The sequence below is a fragment of the Gemmobacter caeruleus genome, from assembly GCF_008271655.1.
GTDB classification, from domain to species: Bacteria; Pseudomonadota; Alphaproteobacteria; order Rhodobacterales; family Rhodobacteraceae; genus Gemmobacter; species Gemmobacter caeruleus.
The window spans coordinates 178,367-199,558 of sequence record NZ_VKKX01000033.1 but is presented as its reverse complement, the minus strand read 5'-3'; the positions used below and the strand labels follow the sequence as shown (position 1 = coordinate 199,558).

Here is a 21,192-nt window from a genome sequence, read left to right as displayed (position 1 = left end):
ACCGGCCTCACCCGAACACGGCTGTCACAAGATCGCGGAGCCCGGCCTTCACATCCGCATCGTCGGTCAGCGGCTCGATCATGGCCGCGCGGATCGCCCGCTCTACCGGCATACCGCCGGCGATGAGCGTGGCCGCATAGACGACAAGGCGGGTTGATACCCCTTCCTCCAGATCCTGCCCCTTCATCGCGCGCAGCTTGTTCGCGAGACGGACCAGCGGTTGCACGCGATCTTCGGACAGACCGCTTTCGCGGGCGACGACCGGGATTTCGTGTTCGGGCCGGGGGAAGGCAAATTCCAGCGACACGAAGCGTTGCCGGGTCGAGGGTTTCAGGGTCTTCAGGATGTTCTGGTAGCCGGGGTTATACGAGGCGACCAGCAGGAAATCGGGATGCGCCACCAGCTCCTCGCCGGTGCGGTCGATGGGCAGGATGCGGCGGTCATCGGTCAGCGGGTGCAGGACGACGGTCACGTCCTTGCGGGCCTCGACCACCTCGTCCAGATAGCAGATCGCGCCTTCGCGCACCGCGCGGGTCAGCGGCCCGTCCACCCAGACGGTTTCCCCGCCCTTGAGCAGATAGCGCCCGATCAGATCGGCCGCCGACAGATCGTCATGGCAGGCGACAGTGTAAAGCGGCCGCCCCAGACGCGCCGCCATATGCGCCACGAAACGGGTCTTGCCGCAGCCGGTGGGGCCTTTCAGCAGCACCGGCAGGCGATGCGCGGCGGCGGTCGCGAAGACATCGCATTCATCGCCTTGCGCGAGGTAGAAGGGGGCCTCGGCCCCCCCCTTCGTGTTGTTGTTGCGCGTTCCATCCATGGTTGTCACTCCGCCGGGCTTTGCAGGCCGGGTTCGATCATCTCGCGGCGGGGCACGGCGACCGAATAGATGAACAGGATCGCCCCCAGCACCACCGCGATGCCCGAGCCAAAGCGCATGGCGTAGAAGATCCAGAGTTGATCCTGCACATCCATGAAACCTTCGCCCATCACCCGTTGCAGGTGGGTCTGCACGGTGCCGGCAAAGGTCAGCGTGAAGGTCATGAAGACCACGCCGCTCGACATCAGCCAGAACGAGGCCATGTTCAGCACCTGATTATAGGGATCGCGCCCGCGCATGATCGGCATCGCATAGGAAATGATCGCGAGGTTGAGGCAGACATAGGCGCCATAGAAGGCCAGGTGGCCATGCGCCGCCGTGATCTGCGTGCCATGGGTATAGTAGTTCACCCCGTGCAGCGTATGCAGGAAGCCCCAGACCCCGGCACCAAAGAACGCGAGCGTCGCGCAACCAAGGCTCCAAAGCAGCGCCGCCTTGTTCGGGTGGTCGCGCCGGCCCTTCCAGACCATGACAAAGGCAAAGGCCATCATCGCGAAGAACGGCACCACCTCGAAGCTGGAGAAGATCGAGCCGATCCACTGCCAGTAGCCCGGCATGCCGATCCAGTAGTAATGGTGCCCGGTGCCCAGAATGCCCGAGAACAGCGCGGTGGCGACGATGACATAAAGCCATTTCTCGATCACCTCGCGGTCAACCCCCGTCAGCTTGAGCATGAGGAAGGCGAGGATCGAGGCCATCACCAGTTCCCAGGTGCCCTCCACCCAGAGATGGACGATGAACCACCAGTATTGCTTGTCGAGCGCCAGGTTCGACGGGTTGTAGAAGGCGAACAGGAACAGCAGCGCCAGCCCCCAGAGGCCCAGCAGCAGGATGTTGGTGATCGCGGTCTTCTTGCCTGCCAGCACCGTCATCGAGATGTTGTAGAGGAAGATCAGCGCCGCGACGACGATGCCCACCTTGACCCAGCGGGGCTGTTCGATGAACTCGCGCCCCTCATTGCCCAGAAGCCAGTTGCCGTCAAAGAGGTTGAACAGATAGGTCACCACCACGCCGGCAGTGCCCAGCACCAGGATCAGCAGTTGCAGATAGGCAAGCTTGGGCGAATGGATCTCGCGTTCGGCTTCCTCGGGGACCAGATAATAGGCCGCTCCGAAAAACCCGAGCAGCAGCCACACGATCAGGCTGTTGGTGTGCAGCATCCGCCCGACATTGAAGGGCAGCAGCTCTGACAGGAAATTGGGCTGGATATAGATATAGCCCAGCACGAGGCCCAGCGTCACCTGCACCGCGAACAGCGCCATGGCGACCCCGAAATAGGCCCGCGCGATCTTTTGCGATTGGTATTTCATGATCCTTTCCCCCTCAGCCCGCGTCATTCGGCGGCCAGTCCTGCGCGCGGATCGTGTTCGTCCACAGCAGGAAATCGGCCAGCTCGCGATATTCGTCATCCGTCAGGTTGAACTGCGGCATCTGACGGCGGCCTTCGATTCCGGTGGGCATGGCATCCATCCAGCCCTTCAGCGCGGTAAAGGCGCCCTCATTGTCACCCGGTTCGATGCCCCAGCGGGTCATCACATTGGCCAGTTCGGGCGCGAAATAGGCGCCTTCGCCCAGCAGGGTGTGGCAATTGATGCAGGCGTGTTTTTCCCACAGATGCTTGCCCGCGGCGACGCTGTCGGTCAGCGTGGCGCGATCGGTCGAGGTATTGTTGATGTAGATGTGAGAGTGGACCGACAGGCCCACGAAGATGGCGATGAAGAACAGTGACCCGCCGTAAAAGATATTCCGGGCCATGCTCTTGGTCATGACTTCGCGCATGGCGAGGTGTCCTTCCCTGAGCGGTTGCAGTCACCCTTCTGTGAACGAGCGGCGCGAGTCCGGCCTTAACAAAAGTCAATCTCGCAGGTGCTGTCAGGCCAGCAGTTCCAGCCGCGTGCCGGGAAAGGCCGTCAGCGCGCGGTCGATGCGCGCGCGCGGCATCAGGCAGAACGCCGTCGAAAGCGCATCGGCCAGCGCCGCCGAAGGGGCCGAGACCGAAACCGTGCGCCACAGCGGGGATTGCCCTTGCGGGCCAAGGATATGCGGCTGGTGGTCGGCCCCGATCAGTGTGCCGCGCGGCGCGGATGTGGCCAGCGCCCGATCCTCCAGCCGCGCCCTGCCCAGCACCTGCCCCTCGGGCCCTGCCAGCGCGACTTGCCAGGGCGTGCCGTCGGGGCGGGGGCCGACTGCGGCAATTTCGCCCATGTCGATCAGCGCCGGGCCAAATCCCGCATCGCGCAAGAGCCCGGCGATACGGTCGGCGGCCCAGCCCTGCGCGATGCCGTTCAGCGTCAGCGCCTGCCCGGGCCCCAGCCGGATTTCGCGATCCGACAGCCGCAGTTGCGACAGCCCGACCCGCCCCCGCGCGGCGGCGCTGTCGCCCCCCGTGGCAATCGCCTGCCAGAGCGGTTGCACGCTGGGATCAAAGGCGCCGTCGGTTGCCTCATGCACCTGCCGCGCCAGCCGCAGCAGCGCCAGCAGATCGGGCGGTGGCCCGGCCAGATGGCCGTCGCGGTTCAGGCGGGTCAGTGCGGAATTGCGAAACAGGCTGAACAGCCCCTCCAGCCGCGCCACCTCTTGCGTGATGCGGTGGGTCAGGCGCGGCGCCTGCGCGGGTGCCAGCCCCGACAGGCGCAGCGACAGGGCGCCGCCAAAGCCGGTGCCGGTCCAGACGAAATCCGCCTCTGTCGCCCCGGCAGGGCAGGCCAGCAGGGCAGCGGCGATGGTCAGAAAACGCCGGCGCTTCATGCCGACGCCCCCCCGCGCGGCAGACGTGGCCGCCACAGCACGGGCGACAGGGCCAGCAGGAACAGACCGAAGGCCATGATCCACAGGAGCGCCGAAAGCGGCATCGCGATATCGCGCCAGCCCGGCAGGGCCGAGGCGGCAAAGCGCAGCGCCGCCGCCAGCGGGATCAGCGCATAGGCCAGCACGACCGGCCCCGACGCGACCAGCGGCCGCCCGGTATGGCCAAGACTGGCGCGCGACATGATCGCCAGGGTCATGCCGCCCACCCCGCCAATCCCCAGAAGATGCAGCGCCGCGATCTCGGATCCGATTCCCGCCTGCGCCAGCCCATAGGCCAGCAGCCCAAGCGCGTTCATCGCGTAGCCCAGATGCAGGGTCCACAGGATCGGCCGGCTGCGCGTCCAGGCCCCGCGCCACAGTGCCACCCGCGCCAGACCCGCGCCCCCGGCAATCAGCGCAACCGGCGCCTGCACCAGCGCGGGCAGCCCCGCCAGCACGGCGACCGGCAGCGCCAGTGCCGCCGTGATCGACAGCGCGGCCAGCGGCGCGGGGTTCACCGGCAGCCGGTCTTCACGCCCGGCCTGCACCATGGCGTTGCGGGTAAAGCCCGGCGTGACCCGTCCACCCAGTACCATGATCAGCCCGCACAAGACCAGAAGCCCGCCGCGCAGCCCGGCGGGGGCGGTGTCGGTCAGGCCCATCCAATCCAGATGCACCAGCAGATCGGCCAGCCACAGCAGCGCCAGCGCCAGCAGAAAGATCATCTGTTGCGCCTTGGGCCGCTTGAGCAGCATCGCCACGATTCGCAGCGACAGCACCGGCAGAAAGGCAAGGTCGATCACCGCGACCAGCACGGGCCAGCCGGTCAGAGCCCAGACCGCGATCCGCCCCGCCGCCCAAAGCCCGACCACCCCCGCGACATAGCGATGGGGCGCCGCCTGGGCGCCGGTCCAGTTCGGCACTGCGGTCAGGAAGAACCCGCCCACGGCCGCCGCGCCATAGCCAAAGATCATCTCATGCGCGTGCCAGTCCTGCGGCGCCGGCACGGGCAGGTCGATCCAGCCCGACAGCCACATGTCCCAGAGCGTGACCGACAGCACGGCAAAGACGCCGGCCAGCCAGAAAAAGGCCCGGAACCCTTCGGAAAACAGGATGCGCAGCGCATTCATGGCGGCCCCCAAGGTTGATGGTTCGGATCAAGATCGGCGCGGCGCCCGCCGCCCGCCTTGAGCAAAGTCAATCGCCCGCCCGCGCCCGCCGCTTCAGCACCGGGCATTGCGTGCCGTCATTCATGATGACCTGACAGCGCAGGCAGAGGACGCATTCATTGGGGTTGATACGGCCGATGGCATCAATCGCGCCGACGGTGCATTTCGTCTCGCACATCCGGCATTCGCGGCCGCATTGCGGGCGACGCTTCAACCAGTCGAAGATCTTGAGCTTGGCCGGAATCGCCAGCCCGGCGCCCAGAGGGCACAGATAGCGGCAATAGAACCGCTCGATGAACAGCCCCGCCCCCAGCAGCACCGCGACGAACAGCAGGAACGGCCAGGCCCGGACGAAGCGCAACGAGATCGCGGTCTTGAACGGCTCCACCTCGGCCATCAGCAGCGCGTCATGCATCGAATAGAAGGACAGCGCGACGATGCCCACGAACAGCGTGTATTTGATCGCCCACAGCCGTTCATGCAGCGCCTGCGGCACGGCGATCTGCCGGACGCCCAGCCGCTGCGCGGCGGCATTGGTCAGTTCCTGCAAGGCGCCAAAGGGGCAAAGCCAACCGCAATACACACCGCGCCCCCAGAACAGCAGCCCAAGCGCGACAAAGCCCCAAAGCAGAAAGATCACCGGCTCGATCAGAAAGGTTTCCCAGCGGAATCCGTTCAGCAGCGAATGCAGGAAGGCCACCACCTGCACCACCGACAATTGCCCGTTCAGCCCCATGCCCAGCACCATAAAACTGGTCGCAAGAAAGGTCAGACGCCCCGCCCGCCACAGCCGGGGCCGCCGGGTGATCCAGTCCTGCGCGAACAGGATCACGGTCAGCGCCGTCAGCATGACGATGACGACGGCCGCCGCCAGGCGCTTTTGCTGCCAGATCTGCTGCCAGAGCGGCACCTCCGCCACCGGATCGGCGCGAAAGCGCACGGGCAGGGTGGTCTCGGCCATCAGGGTCAGATGCAGGTCGGGGCCGCTGGCCGCCGCGCGGGTCGCCGTCACCTCAACCCGGATCGGGCGGGTCGGGTCGATGGCGGCGGGCAGGGCGAACAGGCTGATTTCCTTGATTGCCGGCGCATCCTTCAGCGCCAGCCGCTTGACCATGCGGTAGCGGTCGGCGGTCGGCTGCCAGACCGTATCGCCCTGCCGGATCACCAGCCGGTCAAAGACGCCGCTGCGCGTCCAGTCGGTGCCGCGATGCGAATAAAGCCCCGAGGACATGACGATCAGGGCGGCATCGCCCGCACCAAGCGCGCCGGTCGCGCGGGTGAATTCGGCCTGACCCAGCAGGTTCTGGCCGATGGCGGGCGGGTCGATGATCCCGGCCCAGAGATGCAGGAAATCGCCCTTTCCGGGGCTCAGCGGCACCTTGGCCCCGGACAGCGCGGCGGCGGCCTCGGTCATCGGAATCGCGGATTCGCCAAGGGCACCCATGGCGATCAGATCCCCCCATCCGGCGGCGGTATAGTCAAGCCGGTTGACCCGCCCGCCCGCGATCAGCCCGCGCCCCATGGCCAGCGTGCGCGCCGTGCGCAGGATGCCGTCACGGATCACGCCGGTCGAAACCGTGGCCCGGCTGATCACATCGGGCAGGCCCGGCTCGGCGCTGGCGGCAGGCGCGGCCAGGTCATAGCCGCGAAACCCGTCCACATAGGCGGCGATATCAGCATCCGAAATGCCCAGCGTCAGCACGGGTTCGTTATGCTGCACCAGCAGGGCGCCGGCGATGCGGGCATCGGGGGCCAGCGCCACCAGCACATCCAGCGGTCGCCCGGAATAGCCCACCGACCCCGCGATTTCCCAGGTGGAGCCGATCTGCCCGATCACCCGCCCGTCCGCCGTCGCCTCCCATCCCGGCAGGCCGTCGTCGATGCGGCGCAGGGCGGGCAGGGTGGCACTGCCCAGAAGGGCGGCGGCCTCGGCCGGGGTCGGGTCATGCCGGTCGGGCGCGGCGACCGCATCGCCGCCGGCCCGCGCCACCGGCGCGATCAGGGTCAGTATCAGGCAGAGCGCGGGGAAAAGGCGCATCTTCGGCACTCGCGTTCAGGATGCCCGACCCTGCCCCTGCGGCGGATTGCCAGCCTTAACAAAAGTCAAGGTCGCGCCACCCTGCGCGCGCCATGGTCGGCCCAGCCTCACCAGCTCTATGGAGACATCCCATGACACCCCGAGCCAAATTCGCCAGGAGCGTCCTGCTGGGCAGCGCCGCCTTGGCCCTCGGGCTGATGGCTGCGCCGCTTGCGGCACAGGACAAGCCCAAGGACCACACCGATGGCCCCGCCGCCGCCTATGAACCCTCGATGACCACGCTGGGTCAGTTGCAGGTCGAGATCCCGGGCCGCAAACCCGACGATCCGGTCATGACGCAAGAGGAATTCCAGCAGGCGACGCAGATCTATTTCGAACGCTGCGCCGGTTGCCATGGCGTGTTGCGCAAGGGGGCCACGGGCAAGCCGCTGACCACCGACATCACCCGCGCCAATGGCTATGACTATCTGCAAAGCTTCATCACCTATGGCTCGCCCGCCGGGATGCCGAACTGGGGCACCTCGGGCGAACTGAGCGAGTCGCAGGTCGATCTGATGGCGCGCTATCTGCTGCTGGAACCGCCGGCCCCCCCGGAATGGGGCATGCCCGAGATGAAGGGAAGCTGGCAGGTGCTGGTCAAGCCCGAAGACCGGCCCAAGCAGAAGGAAAACGATATCGACATCGAGAACCTGATGTCGGTCACGCTGCGTGATGCCGGTCAGATCGCGCTGATCGACGGCGGCACCCACGAGATCCGCGCCATTATCGACACCGGCTATGCGGTGCATATCAGCCGCATCTCGGCCTCGGGGCGCTATCTGTTCGTGATCGGCCGCGACGGCCTGGTCAACATGATCGACCTGTGGATGAAGGAACCGGCCTCGGTCGCGCAGATCAAGATCGGCATCGAGGCACGGTCGGTCGAGACCTCCAAGTTCGAGGGCTGGGAAGACAAGCTGGCCATCGCCGGCGCCTACTGGCCGCCGCAATATGTGATCATGGATGGCGAAACGCTGGAGCCGCTGAAGATCGTCTCCACCCGTGGCAATATCTATGACGAACAGGTCTACCACCCCGAACCCCGCGTCGCCTCGATCCTGGCCAGCCATTACAAGCCGGAATTCATCGTGAACGTGAAAGAGACGGGCAAGATCCTGTTCGTCGATTACACCGACCTGAAGAACCTCAAGACGGTGGAGATCGAGGCCGAACGCTTCCTGCACGATGGCGGCTTTGACAGCACGCATCGCTACTTCCTCGTGGCGGCCAACCAGCGCGGCAAGATCGCGGTGGTGGACACCAAGGAAGACAAGCTGACCGCGCTGATCGAAACCGGCGGCCAGACCCCGCATCCGGGCCGTGGCGCGAACTTCACCCACCCGGTCTATGGGCCGGTCTGGGCGACCTCGCACCTGGGCGATGAAAGCATCGCGCTGATCGGCACCGACCCGGAAGGGCATGCCGACCACGCCTGGAAGATCGTGGACAACTTCTTTGGTCTGGGCGGCGGGTCGCTGTTCATCAAGACCCATCCGAACAGCACGCATCTTTACGTTGATGCGCCGCTGAACCCGGATGCCGAAGTGTCGGCCAATGTCGCGGTGTTCGATATTTCGGCCATGGGTGGCGATCCGAACGTGGACCCGGAGTTCAAGACCCTGCCGATCGGTGAATGGGCCGGCATCGCGGATGGTCAGCCGCGCGTGGTGCAGCCCGAATTCAACAAGGAAGGCACCGAGGTCTGGTTCAGCGTCTGGAACGCCAAGGACAAGGAAAGCGCCATCGTCGTCGTCGATGACAAGACGCTGGAGCTGAAGACCGTGATCAAGGATCCGCGTCTGATCACGCCGACGGGCAAGTTCAACGTGCTGAACACCCAGAAGGATATCTACTGATCCCCACGCCCTTCGGGGCGGTCCCTGAAAACTGCCCGGGCGGTGCGCCGCCCGGGGTCTTTCCCTTCCCGCCCAGCCAGTCGGACCCGACAGCCATGAACGATCTTTCGCAGCTTCGCACCCCGTCCGGCCTGCCCGAGGGCACCCTGGGCCGGGTTCACCTGATCGGTGCCGGGCCGGGCGACCCGGATCTGCTGACCCTGCGCGCGCTGCGTCTGATGCGCGCCGCCGATGTGGTGGTCTATGACCGTCTGGTCAGCCCTGAAATTCTGGCGCTGCTGCCGGGCGCGATGCAGCGTATCGACGTGGGCAAGCTGCCCCAACATCACAAGGTGCCGCAGGACGAGATCAACGCGCTTCTGGTGCGGCTGGCGCGGCAGGGGCTGACCGTGGCGCGGCTCAAGGGCGGCGATCCGCTGATCTTTGGCCGCGGCAGCGAGGAGGCGGCGGCCTGCCGGGATGCCGGCGTGCCCTGCGACTATACCCCCGGCATCACCTCGGCCCAGGGTGCCGCGGCCTCGACCGGGGTGCCGCTGACCCATCGGGGCCTGGCGACCGGGGTGCGCTATGTCACCGGCCATCGCGCCAAGGATGCCGCGCTGGATCTGGATTGGCACTCGCTTGCCAGTGCCGAGACGACGCTGGTCGTCTATATGGGCGTCGCCAATATGACAGAGATCGCCGCGCAACTGATGGCGCATGGCATGCCCGCCGACCTGCCGGTTCTGGCCGTGGCCCATGCCACCACGCCGCGTGAAACCCGTCTGCGTGCCCGGCTGCGCCACATTGCCGCCGATGTGATCCGCGCCGGAATGCAGGCGCCGGTCCTGTTCATCATCGGGCATGTCGTTTCCCTGGCCGACCCCGCCGCCCTTGCGGCCGAGGCCGCCGGGCAGGTGGCCCATGCGTAGCCTTGCGGCCGCGCTGGCGCTGGTCGCCGCCCCGGCCATGGCCGAGGTGACCCCCGACCGGGCTGCCGCGCTGGAACATATGGTCACGCAGGATTGCGGGTCATGCCACGGGCTGACGCTGAAGGGCGGGCTTGGCCGCCCCCTCACGCGCGAGGCGCTGGCCAACAGCACGCCCGAGGGGCTGGCGCTGATCATCCTTGACGGCGTGCCGGGCACCGCGATGCCGCCCTGGCGGCCGCTGCTGACCGAAGACGAAGCCCGCTGGATCGCCGACTATCTGACGACGAAGGACACAAGATGAAACGCGCGCTTGCCTTTGTTCTGCTGACCCTGCTGCCTTTGCCCGCGCTGGGTCAGGCCACTGGCGATTTGGGTCTGGTGATCGAACGCGCGACCGGCAGCCTGCTGCTGATCGACCGATCCGACCGCGCCGCGCTGGGCCGGATCGAGGGGCTGGGCGATCTGTCCCATGCCTCGATGACCTATAGCCCCGACGAGCGTTTCGCCTATGTCTTTGGCCGCGATGGCGGGCTGAGCAAGGTCGATCTGATCGACCGCAAGGTCGTGGCGCGCACCCTGCAAGCCGGCAATTCCATTGGCGGCGCGATTTCCGATGACGGGCGTCTGGTCGCGGTGTCGAATTACGAACCCGGCGGGGTCAAGGTGTTCGATGCCGAAACGCTGGCGCCAGTGGCCGATATTCCGGCGGCGGGCAAGACCATCGGTCTGGTCGATCTGCCGGGCCGCCGCTTTGCCTGGACGGTCTGGGACACGGGCGAGGTTTTCGTGGGCGATTTCTCGGCCCCCGCGCCGCAGGTCACCATGATCGGCAATGCCGGCAAGAACCCCTTTGACGCCGTGCTGACCGCCGATGCCCATACCTATCTGGTCGGTCTGTTCGGCGAAAAGGGCGTGACGGCCTTTGATCTGTGGTCCGACGCGCCGCAGCCCGAGAAATTCCTGACCGATTACGGCAAGACCGGCGAGGATATGCCGGTCTACAAGATGCCGCATCTGCAAGGCTGGGCCTTTACCGAGGGCCAGTTCGCCCTGCCCGCCGTGGGCCGGCACGAGGTGCTGTGGGTCGATAGCGAAACCCATGCCGAACGCGGCACGACGCCGGTGCATGGCCAGCCGGTCTTCATCATCGCGCAGCCCGCCTCGCCCTATGTCTGGGTGAATTTCGCGACGCCGCTGAATGATACCGTGCAGGTGATTGACAGCCGCGACCACAGCGTCGTCGCCACCCTGACCCCGGGCAAGGCGATCCTGCACATGGAATTCGCCCCGCGCGGGGCCGAGGTCTGGATCTCCAGCCGCGATGACAACAAGGTGCTGATCTACGACACCCGCAGCCGCGAAAAGCTGGCCGAGATCGCGGCGCAATCGCCCTCGGGCATCTTCTTCACCGCGCGCGCGCATCAGCCGGGGCTTTAGGTCATGGAGGGGTTTGATCCGCGCGATATCCGTCTGCTCGACGATTTCCAGCGTGACCTGCCGCTGGGGCACCGTCCCTTTGCCGAGATGGGCCTGGCCCTGGGCCTGAGCGAAGCCGAGGTGTTGGCCCGGCTGGCGCGGATGCGGGCCGAGGGGCGGATCACCCGCGTCGGCGCCACGGTGCGGCCCAATACCGCCGGCGCCTCGACCCTGGCCGCGCTGCGCGTGCCCGACGACCGGCTGGAGGAAGTGGCCGCGCTGGTGGGCGCGGAGCCGGGGGTCAATCATTCCTACCTGCGCGAGGATGACTGGAACCTGTGGTTCGTCGCCACCGCGCCCACGCCCGACAGTCTGGCCCGCCTGCTGGCGCGGATCGAGGCGCAAAGCGGCGTGCCGCTGATCGACCTGCGGCTGGTGCGGCCCTTCAACATCGACCTCGGGTTCCGGCTGACCGGCCCCGCCACGGCGATGACCGGCGGCCGGGCGCCCGATCTGGCCGCGCTTTGCCCCGAGGATCGCCCGCTGTTGCAGGCGCTGAGCGCGGGGCTTGATCTGGTGCCGGCGCCCTATGCCGCGTTGGCCGCCACGCTTGGGCGCGACGAGGCCGGGCTGCGTGCCCGCATCGCCGCGTTGCTGTCGGCCGGGATCATCACCCGGCTGGGGGTGATCGTGCGCCACCGCGCGCTTGGCTGGACGGCGAATGCCATGGTCGTCTGGGATTGCCCGCCTGATCGCGTGGCGGCGGCAGGGCAGGCGCTGGCGGCGCTGCCGGGGGTGACGCTGTGCTATGAACGCCGGCCCGTCGCGGGGCTGTGGCCCTATCGCCTCTATTGCATGATCCATGCCCGCAGCCGCCCCGAGGCACTGGCGGTGCTGGATCGTGCCCGCGCCCTGCCGCTGCTGGCGGAAACCGGGCATCGCGTGCTGTTCTCGACCCGCTGCTTCAAGCAGACCGGCGCCCGTATCGCGGAGGTGGCCTGATGCGACAGATTTTGTCCGACGGCGCGCTTGATCCGCTGGATCGTCTGCTGATCAACCGCCTGCAAGATGGCCTGCCGATCACCGAGCGACCCTTTGCCGCGCTGGCCGCCGAAACCGGCCTGCCGGAGGTCGATATCGCGACCCGCCTGACCCGCCTGCGCGAGATCGGGGCGATCACCCGTTTTGGCCCCTTTATCGACGCGGCGGCCATGGGCGGGGCCTTTTGCCTTTGCGCGCTGGCCGTGCCCGACGATCGCTTTGACGAGGTCATGACTTTGGTCAATGCCCATCCCGAGGTGGCGCATAATTATGAACGCCAGCACCGCCTGAACATGTGGTTCGTGCTGGCCTGCGAAAGGCCGGAAGATATCGCAAGCGTGGCGGGGCTGATCGGGGCGGAAACCGGGTTGAAGGTGCATCTGTTCCCGAAATTGCAGGAATTCTTCATCGGCTTCCGGGTAGAGGCATGACCATCGACGCCACAGACCGCCGCATCCTTCAGGCCACCGCCGGCGGCCTGCCGATGACCGCGGCGCCCTATGCCGAGGTGGCGCGCTGGCTCAACCTCACCACCGATGAGGTGATGGAGCGGATGCGCGCGATGCAGGCCAGCGGGGTGATCCGCCGTGTCGCCGTGGCGCCCAACCATTATGCGCTTGGCATGGTCGCGAATGGCATGAGCGTCTGGGATGTCATGGATGACCGCGCCGCCGATCTGGGGCGTCAGGTCGGCGCGCTGCCCTTTGTCAGCCATTGCTACCTGCGCCCGCGCAGCCTGCCCGACTGGCCCTATAACCTGTTCGCCATGATCCACGGCGCCAGCCGCAACGAGGTGGAGGCCCTGCGCGCCTGCATCGCCGATCTGCTGGGCGATGCCTGTCGCGGCCGTGACATCCTTTATTCCACGCGCATCCTGAAAAAGACCGGGATGCGCCTTGCCGACGGGGGCTGATCCATGTTCCGTCTGACCCAATACATGCGCGAACTCGTCGCGCCGACCCCGGTGCGCCGGCGCTCTGGCGCGGTGAAGCCGGTGGTGATCTGGAACCTGACGCGGCGTTGCAACCTGCGTTGCCGGCATTGCTATACCACCAGCGCCGACGTGGCCTTTCCGGGTGAGCTGAGCCATGAACAGGCCATGGCTGTGCTGGACGATCTGCACGCCTTCGGCATCCCCGCGCTGATCCTGTCAGGGGGCGAACCGCTGAGCCGGTTCGATTTCTTCGATCTGGCGACGCGGGCGCGCGAACTGGGCTTCCGCCACCTCTCGCTGTCTACCAACGGCACCAAGGTGGCCGATCATATCGACCGCATCGCCGATCTGGGCTTTGATTATGTCGGCATCTCGCTCGACGGGATCGGCGGGATGAACGACTGGTTTCGCGGCGTGGACGGCGCCTTTGATGCCGCGCTGGCGGGGGTGCGCGCCTGCAAGGCCAGGGGTGTGAAGGTCGGGCTGCGCTTTACCATCACCGAGGACAACGCCCAGATGCTGCCCGCCATGATGGACCTGTGCGATGCCGAGGGGGTGGATAAATTCTATCTCTCGCACCTGGTCTATGCCGGGCGGGGCGACAAGAACCGGGGCGAGGATACCGCGCTGCGCCGCACCCGGCACGCGATGGACCAGCTGATCGACCGCGCCTGGGTCGCCGTGGCCGAGGATCAGCCTTTAGAGATCGTGACCGGCAATAACGATGCCGATGCGGTCTATTTCCTGCATTGGGTGCGCCGGAATTTCGATGCCGACAAGGCCGCGCATGTGGCCGCGCATCTGGCGGCCTGGGGCGGCAATTCCAGCGGTCTGGGGGTCGCGAATATCGACCCGCAGGGCAAGGTGCATCCCGATACCTATTGGTCTGACTATACGGTCGGTTCGGTCAAGGACACGCCGTTCAGCAGTCTCTGGACCGGGGCGGACCCGATGCTGGCCACCCTGCGCCAGCGCCCCCGGCCGCTGAAAGGGCGCTGCGGCGATTGTGCCTTCAAGGCGATCTGCGGCGGCAATACCCGCATTCGGGCCTTGCAGATCACCGGCGATCCCTGGGCCGAAGACCCGGCCTGCTATCTGTCCAATCGCGAAATCGGCGTCGAGGATGCCGATCGTCTGACCGTCACGCCCTTCCGGGGGAAAAGCCATGATCCCGCGCATCGTTTCCTTTAGCCTGGCCTGCCTCGCGCTGGCGGCCCCCGCCTCGGCCGGGCCGGATGGCGGCGCGATCTATGCCGATCTTTGCGCCGGCTGCCATGCCGAAACCCGGCTGGGCGGCACCGGCCCCGCGCTGATCCCCGAAAGCCTGGGTCGGCTGAAGGGCGACAAGTTGCAGGCGGTGATCGCCGACGGCCGCGCCATGACGCAGATGCCCGCCTTCAAGGCGACGCTTGGCCCGGCCGAAATCACCGCGGTGGCCGAGTATATCGCGGCGCCGCTGGCGCAGGCCCCGGCCTGGACGGTGGAGGATGTCGCCGCCAGCCGCAGCCTGCGCGACGACTATACCCCCGCGCCGGCGCCGGTCTTTACCGCCGATCCGATGAACGTGACGCTGGTGGTGGAAACCGGCGACAGCCATATCTCGGTGCTGGATGGCGACAGTTTCGCCGTGCTGGATCGGTTCGAGACCCCCTTCGCCGTGCATGGCGGTCCGAAATTCAGCCCCGACGGCCGGTTCGTCTTTGTCATGTCGCGCGATGGCTGGGTGCAGAAATACGATCTGTGGTCGCTGCATGAGGTGGGCCGCGTGCGCGCCGGCCTCAACAGCCGCAACATCGCCATGAGCGCGGACGGCCAATGGCTTGCGGTGGCGAATTACCTGCCCAACACCCTGACCATCCTGTCGGCCGCCGATCTGTCGGTCGCGCGGGTGATCGACGTGGCGGGGCGCGACGGCACGCCCAGCCGGGTTTCGGCGGTCTATCAGGCGCCGCGCCGCAAATCCTTTGTGCTGGCGCTGAAAGACGTGCCCGAGATCTGGGAGGTGGCGACCGACCCCAAGGCAGGCCCTTTTCATGACGGGTTCGTGCATAGCCACGAAGCCGGGATGGAGGAGGCGCTGGCCAGCGAACAGGGCCTGTTCGCCCGCCGCCGGATCGACGTTTCCGCCCCGCTGGACGATTTCTTTTTCGATCCCGATTATCGCAACCTGATCGGCGCCAACCGCGAGGGCGAGACCGGCGTCGTGGTCAATCTGGATGTGGGCCGCGAGATCGCGACCCTGCCCTTGCCCGGCATGCCGCATCTGGGATCCGGCATCAGCTGGATGCGCGACGGTCATCGCGTGATGGCGGTGCCGCATCTGAACGAGGGGCGGATCAGCATCATCGACATGACCGATTGGCATCTGGTCAAGGTGATCGAGACCTCTGGCCCCGGTTTTTTCCTGCGCAGCCACCACAACACGCCTTACCTCTGGGCCGATGTCTTTACCGGCCCGCACAAGGGCGAGATGCACCTGATCGACAAGCAGTCGCTGGAGGTGGTCAAGGTCATGACCCCCGATCCGGGCAAGACCGTGGCCCATACCGAATTCACCCGCGACGGCAGCAAGGCGCTTGTCTCGATCTGGGAAGATGACGGCGCGGTGATCGTCTTTGATGCCGCCACACAACAGGAACTGCGCCGCTTGCCGATGCGCAAACCCTCGGGGAAATACAATGTCTGGAACAAGATCACCTTCGAGGACGGCACCAGCCACTGATCCCGCGCGCACGGACACCCGCCTGTGGCGGCTGGCACTGATCCTGTGGCCCTTTGCTACCGGGGCGGTGGCGATCAACCTGTTCCTGCTGGGGCTGATGTGGCAAAGGCTGGGCCTGCCGGTGATCGCGCCGCTGACGGCGCTGTTCTGGGCGCTGCCGCTGGGCCTGCCTGCCACCTGGGCGGCGGCGCTTTGGGCGCGTCACCTCATCCGCACGGCGGAAGACGGCGCCTGAGCGCCGTCACAGCACATAGCGGCTGAGATCGGCCGAGGCCGCCAGCGCGCCGACATGCGCCTCCACATAGGCGCCATCCACCACCACCTCCTCGCCGCCGCGATCGGGGGCCGAGAAAGAGAGTTCCTCGAACACCCGTTCCAGAATGGTGTAAAGCCGCCGGGCGCCGATGTTTTCCACGCTGCGATTGACCTCGGCCGCCAGCCGCGCCAGCGCGGCGATGCCATCCTCGGTAAAGCGCACTGTTACCTGTTCGGTCGCCATCAGCGCGGTATATTGCCGGGTCAGCGCATTGTCCGTCTCGGTCAGGATGCGGGTGAAATCGCCCTCGGTCAGCGCCTGCAATTCCACCCGGATCGGCAGGCGACCCTGCAATTCCGGCAGCAGATCCGACGGTTTTGCCACATGGAACGCGCCCGAGGCGATGAACAGGATATGGTCGGTCTTCACCGGCCCGTATTTGGTGGAAACGGTCGTGCCCTCGATCAGCGGCAGCAGGTCGCGCTGCACCCCTTCGCGGCTGACATCGGCGCCGCGCGCCTCGGCCCGGGCACAGATCTTGTCGATCTCGTCCAGAAAGACGATGCCGTTTTCCTGCACGGCCTCCAGCGCGGCGGCCTTCACCGCCTCGTCGTCCAGCAGTTTGTCAGCCTCTTGCCCCAGCAGGATCTCATAGCTGTCGGCGACGGTCATCTTCTTGCGGGTGGTGCGGCCGCCGAATGCCTTGAACAGGTCTTGCAGCCCCTGCATCTGCATCTCCATCCCGTTGCCGCCGCCCATCATCATGGGGAAGGGCGCGCTGTCGGCCACCTCCAGCTCGATCACGGTCTGGTCCAGCTCGCCCGACTTGAGCTTCTTGCGGAACATCTCGCGCGTCTGTTCGCGCGCGTCCTTGCCGGCGATGGCCTCGATCACCCGATCCTCGGCGGCCTTGAGCGCGCGGGCCTTCACATCCTCGCGCATGCGGTCGCGGGTTTCGATCATCGCGGCATCGACCAGATCGCGGATGATGCTGTCCACGTCACGGCCGACATAGCCAACCTCGGTGAACTTGGTGGCCTCGACCTTGAGGAAGGGCGCGCGGGCCAGCTTGGCCAGGCGGCGGCTGATCTCGGTCTTGCCGACGCCGGTCGGGCCGATCATCAGGATGTTCTTGGGGTAAACCTCGTCGCGCAGGTCATCGCCCAGCTGCTTGCGCCGCCAGCGGTTGCGCAGCGCCACGGCGACGGCGCGCTTGGCATCGGCCTGCCCGATGATGAAGCGGTCAAGCTCCGATACGATCTCGCGCGGGGTCAGGTTGGTCATTTCGCGATCCGCTCCACCGTCAGGTTGCCATTCGTGTAAACGCAGATATCCGCGGCAATCGCCATGGCCTTGCGGGCCACCTCCTCGGCGGGCAGGTCGGTCTGCATCAGCCCCCGCGCGGCGGCGAGCGCGAAGTTCCCGCCCGATCCGATGGCGGCCACGTCATGTTCGGGTTCCAGCACGTCGCCCGCGCCGGTCAGCACGAACAGCGCGGTGCCGTCGGTCACGATCAGCATCGCTTCGAGATTGCGGAGGTATTTGTCCATCCGCCAATCCTTTGCCAGATCGACACAGGCGCGGGCCAGTTGGCCGGGCGTCGCCTCAAGTTTCTTCTCCAGCCGCTCCAGCAGGGTGAAGGCATCGGCGGTGGAACCGGCAAAGCCGCAGACCACCTCATGCCCGGCGGCGGTGATCCGGCGCACCTTGCGGGCGCTGCCCTTGATGACGGTCTGCCCCAGGCTGACCTGCCCGTCCCCCGCGACCACCACCTCGCCGCCGCGCCGCACCGCCAGGATCGTGGTGCCGTGCCAGCCCGGAAATCTGTCTTCGGCCATGCTGCCCCCCTTGTCTCCCTCTCTATATGGCGTGGCGGCCCTGCGCCGGCAAGGCGGGCGGCTGCCGGTCTGGCGCCACAAGATGTTGTAGGGCCGACACAGAAAACGGGCGATTTTCCGCCGAACAGGCCGGTCTGCTCCGTCTGCCCCGGGCTGCCGCTGCGGCGAAAACCGTGCAGATGCAGGAATGTGCTGTCAAACTCTAGCGAAAGCCCTGCGCCATGCTCACCACATCTAGTTTCCGCCTGCCCGGCCAATGCGGCGTTGCGGATGCGGATCCGGGCGAAACTATGACAGAACCAAGATAAAATGCGGGCGCTTGCCAACAGACCCCTAGAAATTGTGCCTGAACACAGCTATTCCTGAATGCAATCGGATCCCGGCAAATCGGGACCAACAACATGAACGGGCCGAGCAGCCCGGTTTGAGGCGGAGTAGTAAGTATGGTTCAGGCGATTGATTTCGCCGTCCGCAATTCTGCGGGCGCGGTCGTTCATGGCACTGCCGGTGGCGCGGGTGCAAATTTCATTCAGATCGGGTCGGGTGAGCAGGTTTCGCTGAACCTGTCCCAGTCCAGTGTGCTTGGCTATGAACGCCAGGGCAGCAATCTGGTCGTGAAGCTGGTGGATGGCACCGACCTCACGCTGAGCGGGTTCTACGATGTTCAGCCCGGGCATCTGAACCGGCTCTATCTCTCCACCAATGGTGAGGTGACCGAGGTTCTGCTGAATGACAGCGGCGCTGAGGGTCCGATCACCGCAAGCTACGGCCCGGTGGATGCCTGGAACAAGTTTTCGACCCTGGATGACCTGCGTTTTGAAGACGGCGACGCCTATGCCGACGCGCAGATCTATTCGGATGAACCGGCCGGCATGGGCGGCCTGGTGCCGGGCCTGCTGGGCGCCGGCGGTCTTGGTGCTGCGGCCATCGCCGCCGGTGTGCTGGGTGGTGCCGCGCTGCTGGGTGGCGGCGGCGGTGGTGACGGCAACGGCGACAATGGTGGTGACGGCGGCGACGGCGATGACGACGACGATGACACCGGCGCGGATGACGACGATTCCGGCGACGATGACGATAGCGGCGACGACGACGATTCCGGTGACGATGACGACAGCGGCGACGACGATGATTCCGGCGACGATGACGACAGCGGCGACGACGATGATTCCGGCGACGATGACGACTCCGGCGACGACGACGATTCCGGCGATGATGATGACGGCGACGACGACGATGACGACGGCGGCCGCTTGGAGCCGACGGTCGATAACCCCGACGCCGACACCACGCTGACCACCAACACCAAGGATCCCAAGCTGGTGATCACCGGCACGGGTGAACCGGGCGACCATGTCGTCGTGGTGGTGGGCGACAAGACCCAGACCACGACCATCGGCACCGATGGCAAATGGGGGGTGGAGTTCAAGGGGCCGAACTTCCCGGCGGATGGCGATTACAGCTCTCATGTCACCGTCACCGGCGGCGGCTTCACCTATGAACTGGATGGCCCGGACTTCCTGATCGACATGACGCCGCCCCCGGTCGATGCGACCAAGGGTGTCGAAAGCGTCGGCGACGTGGAAAATGCCGCCGAATACAAGGACGGCGTGACCATCGCCGGCACCAGCGAACCCGGCGCCACCGTCGAGGTGAAGATCGGCGGCTTCAGCCACAGCGTTGTGACCAACGCCAAGGGCGAATGGTCGGTCACCTTCTCCACCTCGGAAATCGCTGATGGCGAACACAAGGTGGCGGCCACCATCACCGCGACCGATCCGCTGGGCAACAAGACCGTCATCACCGAAAACGTGGTGATCGACACGCTGACCGAAGTGGCGTTCAACGCGACCCAGATGGGCGACAACGTCATCTCGGGGGCCGAACGCGGCGCGGCGTCGGGCATCACCCTGACCGGCACCGGCGAGGCGGGCGCCAAGATCGAAGTGACCTTCGAAGGCGTGACCCGTGTCACCACCGTCGGCGCCAATGGCACCTGGTCGGTGAAATATGCGGGCGGCGAGTTCAAGGCGGGCACCTACGAATCCACCGTCAGCGTCACCGCGACCGACAAGGCCGGCAACACCGACACCGACACCCATGTGGTGAAGGTCGATACCGAGACCAAAGGCACGATCGAGACCTATTCGACCCATGACAACAAGGATGACGCCATCCTGAACAAGGTCGAGGCCAGCGATGGGGTCACCATCACCGGCACGGTCGAGGCGGGCGCGAAGGTCTGGCTGTCCTTCGACGGCAAGCAGTTCCACCAGGCCACCGTCACCGGCACGGGCTGGAGCGTGGACATCCCCGCCAACGAGATCCCGGCGGGCGAGAAGCTGGCGAATGTCGTGGTCAAGATCGAGGATCAGTATGGCAACACCGCCACGCTGAACGACACGCTGCAAGTGGATCAGGTCGTGCGGAACTTCACCGTCGGCCAGTTCGCGGGCGACAATGTGATGAACGCGGCCGAACAGGCGGCGGGCGTCACGCTCAGCGGCACGGTGGAACCGGGCTCGACCGTGTATGTCTCGCTCTCCTCGGGGGCGACGGCGCAGGTGACGGCCAATGCCTCGGGCAACTGGCAGGCCACCTTCACCGCGGCGCAACTGCCGGAAATGGCGGATGGCACGCTGAATGTCTCGGTCTATGCCCAGGACAAGGCGGGCAACTACACGGCGACCTCGGTCATCCCGGTGCATGTCGATACCTCGGCCCCGGATGTCGCGGATTTCGTGGAGTTCACCAAGACCGTGAATGGTGGCGTGACGGCGGTGACGCTGGATACCGATGGCAACTATTCCAACGCCTCGGACGCGCATTACACCTTTGAGCGGGTCAATACCGACGGGTCGCATTCCAACCTGTCGGCCAATGCCTACAACATCGGTGACGACACGCTGTTCAAGTTCACCAATAACGGCCTCGTGCCCGATGGCAGCTTCCTGGTCGTGACTGGCGAGGATGCGGCGGGCAACGACAGCAGCTCGCTCATCATCGTGCATAACAATGGCACGGTGGGCGAGGTCAACCTGGCGAATGTGGGCCTGTCGGGCCATGATTTCAGCCAGATCGACCTGCGCGAAGCGGCGGGCGCCTCGCTCACGCTGACCACCTCGGATCTGAACCGGCTGACCGGGCTGGGCGACGATCTGGTCATCAAGGGCGGCGCCGACGATACCGTGAACCTGAGCGGTTTCGACGCGGCGAGCTACAAGCACGAAGGCGGCTTCCACATCTATACGCTGGGTGACACCACCCTGCGTATCGAGGACGACGTCAACGTTCACACGATCTGACGG

Annotated in this window: 19 protein-coding genes; 11 read left to right on the top strand and 8 right to left on the bottom strand. The window is 66.1% G+C overall.

Features of this window, described 5'->3' with window-relative positions; translation table 11 throughout:
* Positions 1 to 7: 7 nt before the first annotated feature.
* The 6 genes from FOA17_RS11640 to FOA17_RS11615 all read right to left on the bottom strand — a co-directional run bounded on the left by FOA17_RS11640 (position 8) and on the right by FOA17_RS11615 (position 6,874).
* Complete coding sequence (locus FOA17_RS11640; RefSeq protein WP_149141665.1) at positions 8 to 820, bottom strand: CbbQ/NirQ/NorQ/GpvN family protein; 813 nt, start codon at positions 818 to 820, stop codon at positions 8 to 10.
* 5 nt (positions 821 to 825) lie between these two features.
* The gene (locus FOA17_RS11635; RefSeq protein WP_149141664.1) at positions 826 to 2,190 is read right to left on the bottom strand and encodes a cbb3-type cytochrome c oxidase subunit I; all 1,365 of its coding nucleotides are present in this window, start codon (positions 2,188 to 2,190) and stop codon (positions 826 to 828) included.
* Between the two features lie 13 nt (positions 2,191 to 2,203).
* Positions 2,204 to 2,659: a c-type cytochrome gene (locus tag FOA17_RS11630; protein ID WP_149141663.1), complete on the bottom strand. Its 456-nt coding sequence runs from the start codon at positions 2,657 to 2,659 to the stop codon at positions 2,204 to 2,206.
* A 93-nt stretch (positions 2,660 to 2,752) separates the two neighbouring features.
* Complete coding sequence (locus tag FOA17_RS11625; protein WP_149141662.1) at positions 2,753 to 3,628, bottom strand: FAD:protein FMN transferase; 876 nt, start codon at positions 3,626 to 3,628, stop codon at positions 2,753 to 2,755.
* A complete protein-coding gene (locus tag FOA17_RS11620; protein ID WP_149141661.1) occupies positions 3,625 to 4,797 on the bottom strand; it encodes an NnrS family protein in 1,173 nt (390 codons plus the stop codon). The genes FOA17_RS11625 and FOA17_RS11620 overlap by 4 nt, the downstream gene beginning before the upstream one ends.
* Before the next feature lie 67 nt (positions 4,798 to 4,864).
* Positions 4,865 to 6,874, bottom strand: a complete 2,010-nt coding sequence (locus FOA17_RS11615) for a NosR/NirI family protein (protein WP_149141660.1) — start codon at positions 6,872 to 6,874, stop codon at positions 4,865 to 4,867.
* 131 nt (positions 6,875 to 7,005) lie between these two features.
* On the opposite strand from FOA17_RS11615, the gene FOA17_RS11610 reads away from it, so the two are divergent.
* The 10 genes from FOA17_RS11610 (at position 7,006) to FOA17_RS20380 (ending at position 16,028) form a co-directional block, all read left to right on the top strand.
* Positions 7,006 to 8,769 (top strand): nitrite reductase, encoded by a 1,764-nt coding sequence (locus tag FOA17_RS11610; protein WP_149141659.1) that lies wholly within the window; start codon positions 7,006 to 7,008, stop codon positions 8,767 to 8,769.
* A 95-nt stretch (positions 8,770 to 8,864) separates the two neighbouring features.
* The gene (cobA, locus tag FOA17_RS11605; protein ID WP_149141658.1) at positions 8,865 to 9,680 is read left to right on the top strand and encodes a uroporphyrinogen-III C-methyltransferase; all 816 of its coding nucleotides are present in this window, start codon (positions 8,865 to 8,867) and stop codon (positions 9,678 to 9,680) included.
* Entirely contained in the window at positions 9,673 to 9,981 is a 309-nt protein-coding gene (locus tag FOA17_RS11600; RefSeq protein ID WP_149141657.1) for a c-type cytochrome, read from the top strand. The genes cobA and FOA17_RS11600 overlap by 8 nt, the downstream gene beginning before the upstream one ends.
* A complete protein-coding gene (locus FOA17_RS11595) occupies positions 9,978 to 11,117 on the top strand; it encodes a cytochrome D1 domain-containing protein (RefSeq protein ID WP_149141656.1) in 1,140 nt (379 codons plus the stop codon). Before FOA17_RS11600 ends, FOA17_RS11595 begins: the two co-directional genes overlap by 4 nt.
* A gap of 3 nt (positions 11,118 to 11,120) precedes the next feature.
* Positions 11,121 to 12,098, top strand: a complete 978-nt coding sequence (gene ahbB, locus FOA17_RS11590) for a siroheme decarboxylase subunit beta (protein ID WP_149141655.1) — start codon at positions 11,121 to 11,123, stop codon at positions 12,096 to 12,098.
* Positions 12,098 to 12,568 (top strand): Lrp/AsnC family transcriptional regulator, encoded by a 471-nt coding sequence (locus FOA17_RS11585; RefSeq protein WP_149141654.1) that lies wholly within the window; start codon positions 12,098 to 12,100, stop codon positions 12,566 to 12,568. The genes ahbB (FOA17_RS11590) and FOA17_RS11585 overlap by 1 nt, the downstream gene beginning before the upstream one ends.
* Complete coding sequence (ahbB, locus tag FOA17_RS11580) at positions 12,565 to 13,050, top strand: siroheme decarboxylase subunit beta (protein WP_149141653.1); 486 nt, start codon at positions 12,565 to 12,567, stop codon at positions 13,048 to 13,050. Before FOA17_RS11585 ends, ahbB (FOA17_RS11580) begins: the two co-directional genes overlap by 4 nt.
* A gap of 3 nt (positions 13,051 to 13,053) precedes the next feature.
* The gene (gene nirJ, locus FOA17_RS11575; protein ID WP_149141652.1) at positions 13,054 to 14,262 is read left to right on the top strand and encodes a heme d1 biosynthesis radical SAM protein NirJ; all 1,209 of its coding nucleotides are present in this window, start codon (positions 13,054 to 13,056) and stop codon (positions 14,260 to 14,262) included.
* The gene (locus FOA17_RS11570; protein WP_149141651.1) at positions 14,237 to 15,793 is read left to right on the top strand and encodes a nitrite reductase; all 1,557 of its coding nucleotides are present in this window, start codon (positions 14,237 to 14,239) and stop codon (positions 15,791 to 15,793) included. The genes nirJ and FOA17_RS11570 overlap by 26 nt, the downstream gene beginning before the upstream one ends.
* Before the next feature lie 67 nt (positions 15,794 to 15,860).
* The gene (locus tag FOA17_RS20380; protein ID WP_338029114.1) at positions 15,861 to 16,028 is read left to right on the top strand and encodes a hypothetical protein; all 168 of its coding nucleotides are present in this window, start codon (positions 15,861 to 15,863) and stop codon (positions 16,026 to 16,028) included.
* Between the two features lie 6 nt (positions 16,029 to 16,034).
* On the opposite strand, the gene hslU is transcribed toward FOA17_RS20380, so the two are convergent.
* A complete protein-coding gene (gene hslU / locus FOA17_RS11560) occupies positions 16,035 to 17,333 on the bottom strand; it encodes an ATP-dependent protease ATPase subunit HslU (protein WP_149141649.1) in 1,299 nt (432 codons plus the stop codon).
* Positions 17,330 to 17,887, bottom strand: a complete 558-nt coding sequence (gene hslV / locus FOA17_RS11555) for an ATP-dependent protease subunit HslV (RefSeq protein ID WP_149141648.1) — start codon at positions 17,885 to 17,887, stop codon at positions 17,330 to 17,332. Before hslV ends, hslU begins: the two co-directional genes overlap by 4 nt.
* A 443-nt stretch (positions 17,888 to 18,330) precedes the next feature.
* On the opposite strand from hslV, the gene FOA17_RS11550 reads away from it, so the two are divergent.
* Positions 18,331 to 21,189 carry an Ig-like domain-containing protein gene (locus FOA17_RS11550; protein WP_149141647.1) on the top strand — a complete coding sequence of 953 codons (2,859 nt, stop codon included), beginning with the start codon at positions 18,331 to 18,333 and terminating at the stop codon, positions 21,187 to 21,189.
* Positions 21,190 to 21,192 lie beyond the last annotated feature (3 nt).

Coding starts and splice junctions, on each gene's coding strand:
- FOA17_RS11550 (WP_149141647.1), top strand. CDS start 18,331: ATGGTTCAGGCGATTGATTTCGCCGTCCGCAATTCTGCGGGCGCGGTC.
- FOA17_RS11620 (WP_149141661.1), bottom strand. CDS start 4,797: ATGAATGCGCTGCGCATCCTGTTTTCCGAAGGGTTCCGGGCCTTTTTC.
- FOA17_RS11600 (WP_149141657.1), top strand. CDS start 9,673: ATGCGTAGCCTTGCGGCCGCGCTGGCGCTGGTCGCCGCCCCGGCCATG.
- FOA17_RS11585 (WP_149141654.1), top strand. CDS start 12,098: ATGCGACAGATTTTGTCCGACGGCGCGCTTGATCCGCTGGATCGTCTG.
- FOA17_RS11640 (WP_149141665.1), bottom strand. CDS start 820: ATGGATGGAACGCGCAACAACAACACGAAGGGGGGGGCCGAGGCCCCC.
- FOA17_RS11570 (WP_149141651.1), top strand. CDS start 14,237: ATGATCCCGCGCATCGTTTCCTTTAGCCTGGCCTGCCTCGCGCTGGCG.
- cobA (WP_149141658.1), top strand. CDS start 8,865: ATGAACGATCTTTCGCAGCTTCGCACCCCGTCCGGCCTGCCCGAGGGC.
- hslV (WP_149141648.1), bottom strand. CDS start 17,887: ATGGCCGAAGACAGATTTCCGGGCTGGCACGGCACCACGATCCTGGCG.
- FOA17_RS11630 (WP_149141663.1), bottom strand. CDS start 2,659: ATGCGCGAAGTCATGACCAAGAGCATGGCCCGGAATATCTTTTACGGC.
- FOA17_RS11610 (WP_149141659.1), top strand. CDS start 7,006: ATGACACCCCGAGCCAAATTCGCCAGGAGCGTCCTGCTGGGCAGCGCC.
- nirJ (WP_149141652.1), top strand. CDS start 13,054: ATGTTCCGTCTGACCCAATACATGCGCGAACTCGTCGCGCCGACCCCG.
- FOA17_RS11595 (WP_149141656.1), top strand. CDS start 9,978: ATGAAACGCGCGCTTGCCTTTGTTCTGCTGACCCTGCTGCCTTTGCCC.
- ahbB (WP_149141653.1), top strand. CDS start 12,565: ATGACCATCGACGCCACAGACCGCCGCATCCTTCAGGCCACCGCCGGC.
- FOA17_RS11625 (WP_149141662.1), bottom strand. CDS start 3,628: ATGAAGCGCCGGCGTTTTCTGACCATCGCCGCTGCCCTGCTGGCCTGC.
- FOA17_RS11635 (WP_149141664.1), bottom strand. CDS start 2,190: ATGAAATACCAATCGCAAAAGATCGCGCGGGCCTATTTCGGGGTCGCC.
- ahbB (WP_149141655.1), top strand. CDS start 11,121: ATGGAGGGGTTTGATCCGCGCGATATCCGTCTGCTCGACGATTTCCAG.
- FOA17_RS11615 (WP_149141660.1), bottom strand. CDS start 6,874: ATGCGCCTTTTCCCCGCGCTCTGCCTGATACTGACCCTGATCGCGCCG.
- hslU (WP_149141649.1), bottom strand. CDS start 17,333: ATGACCAACCTGACCCCGCGCGAGATCGTATCGGAGCTTGACCGCTTC.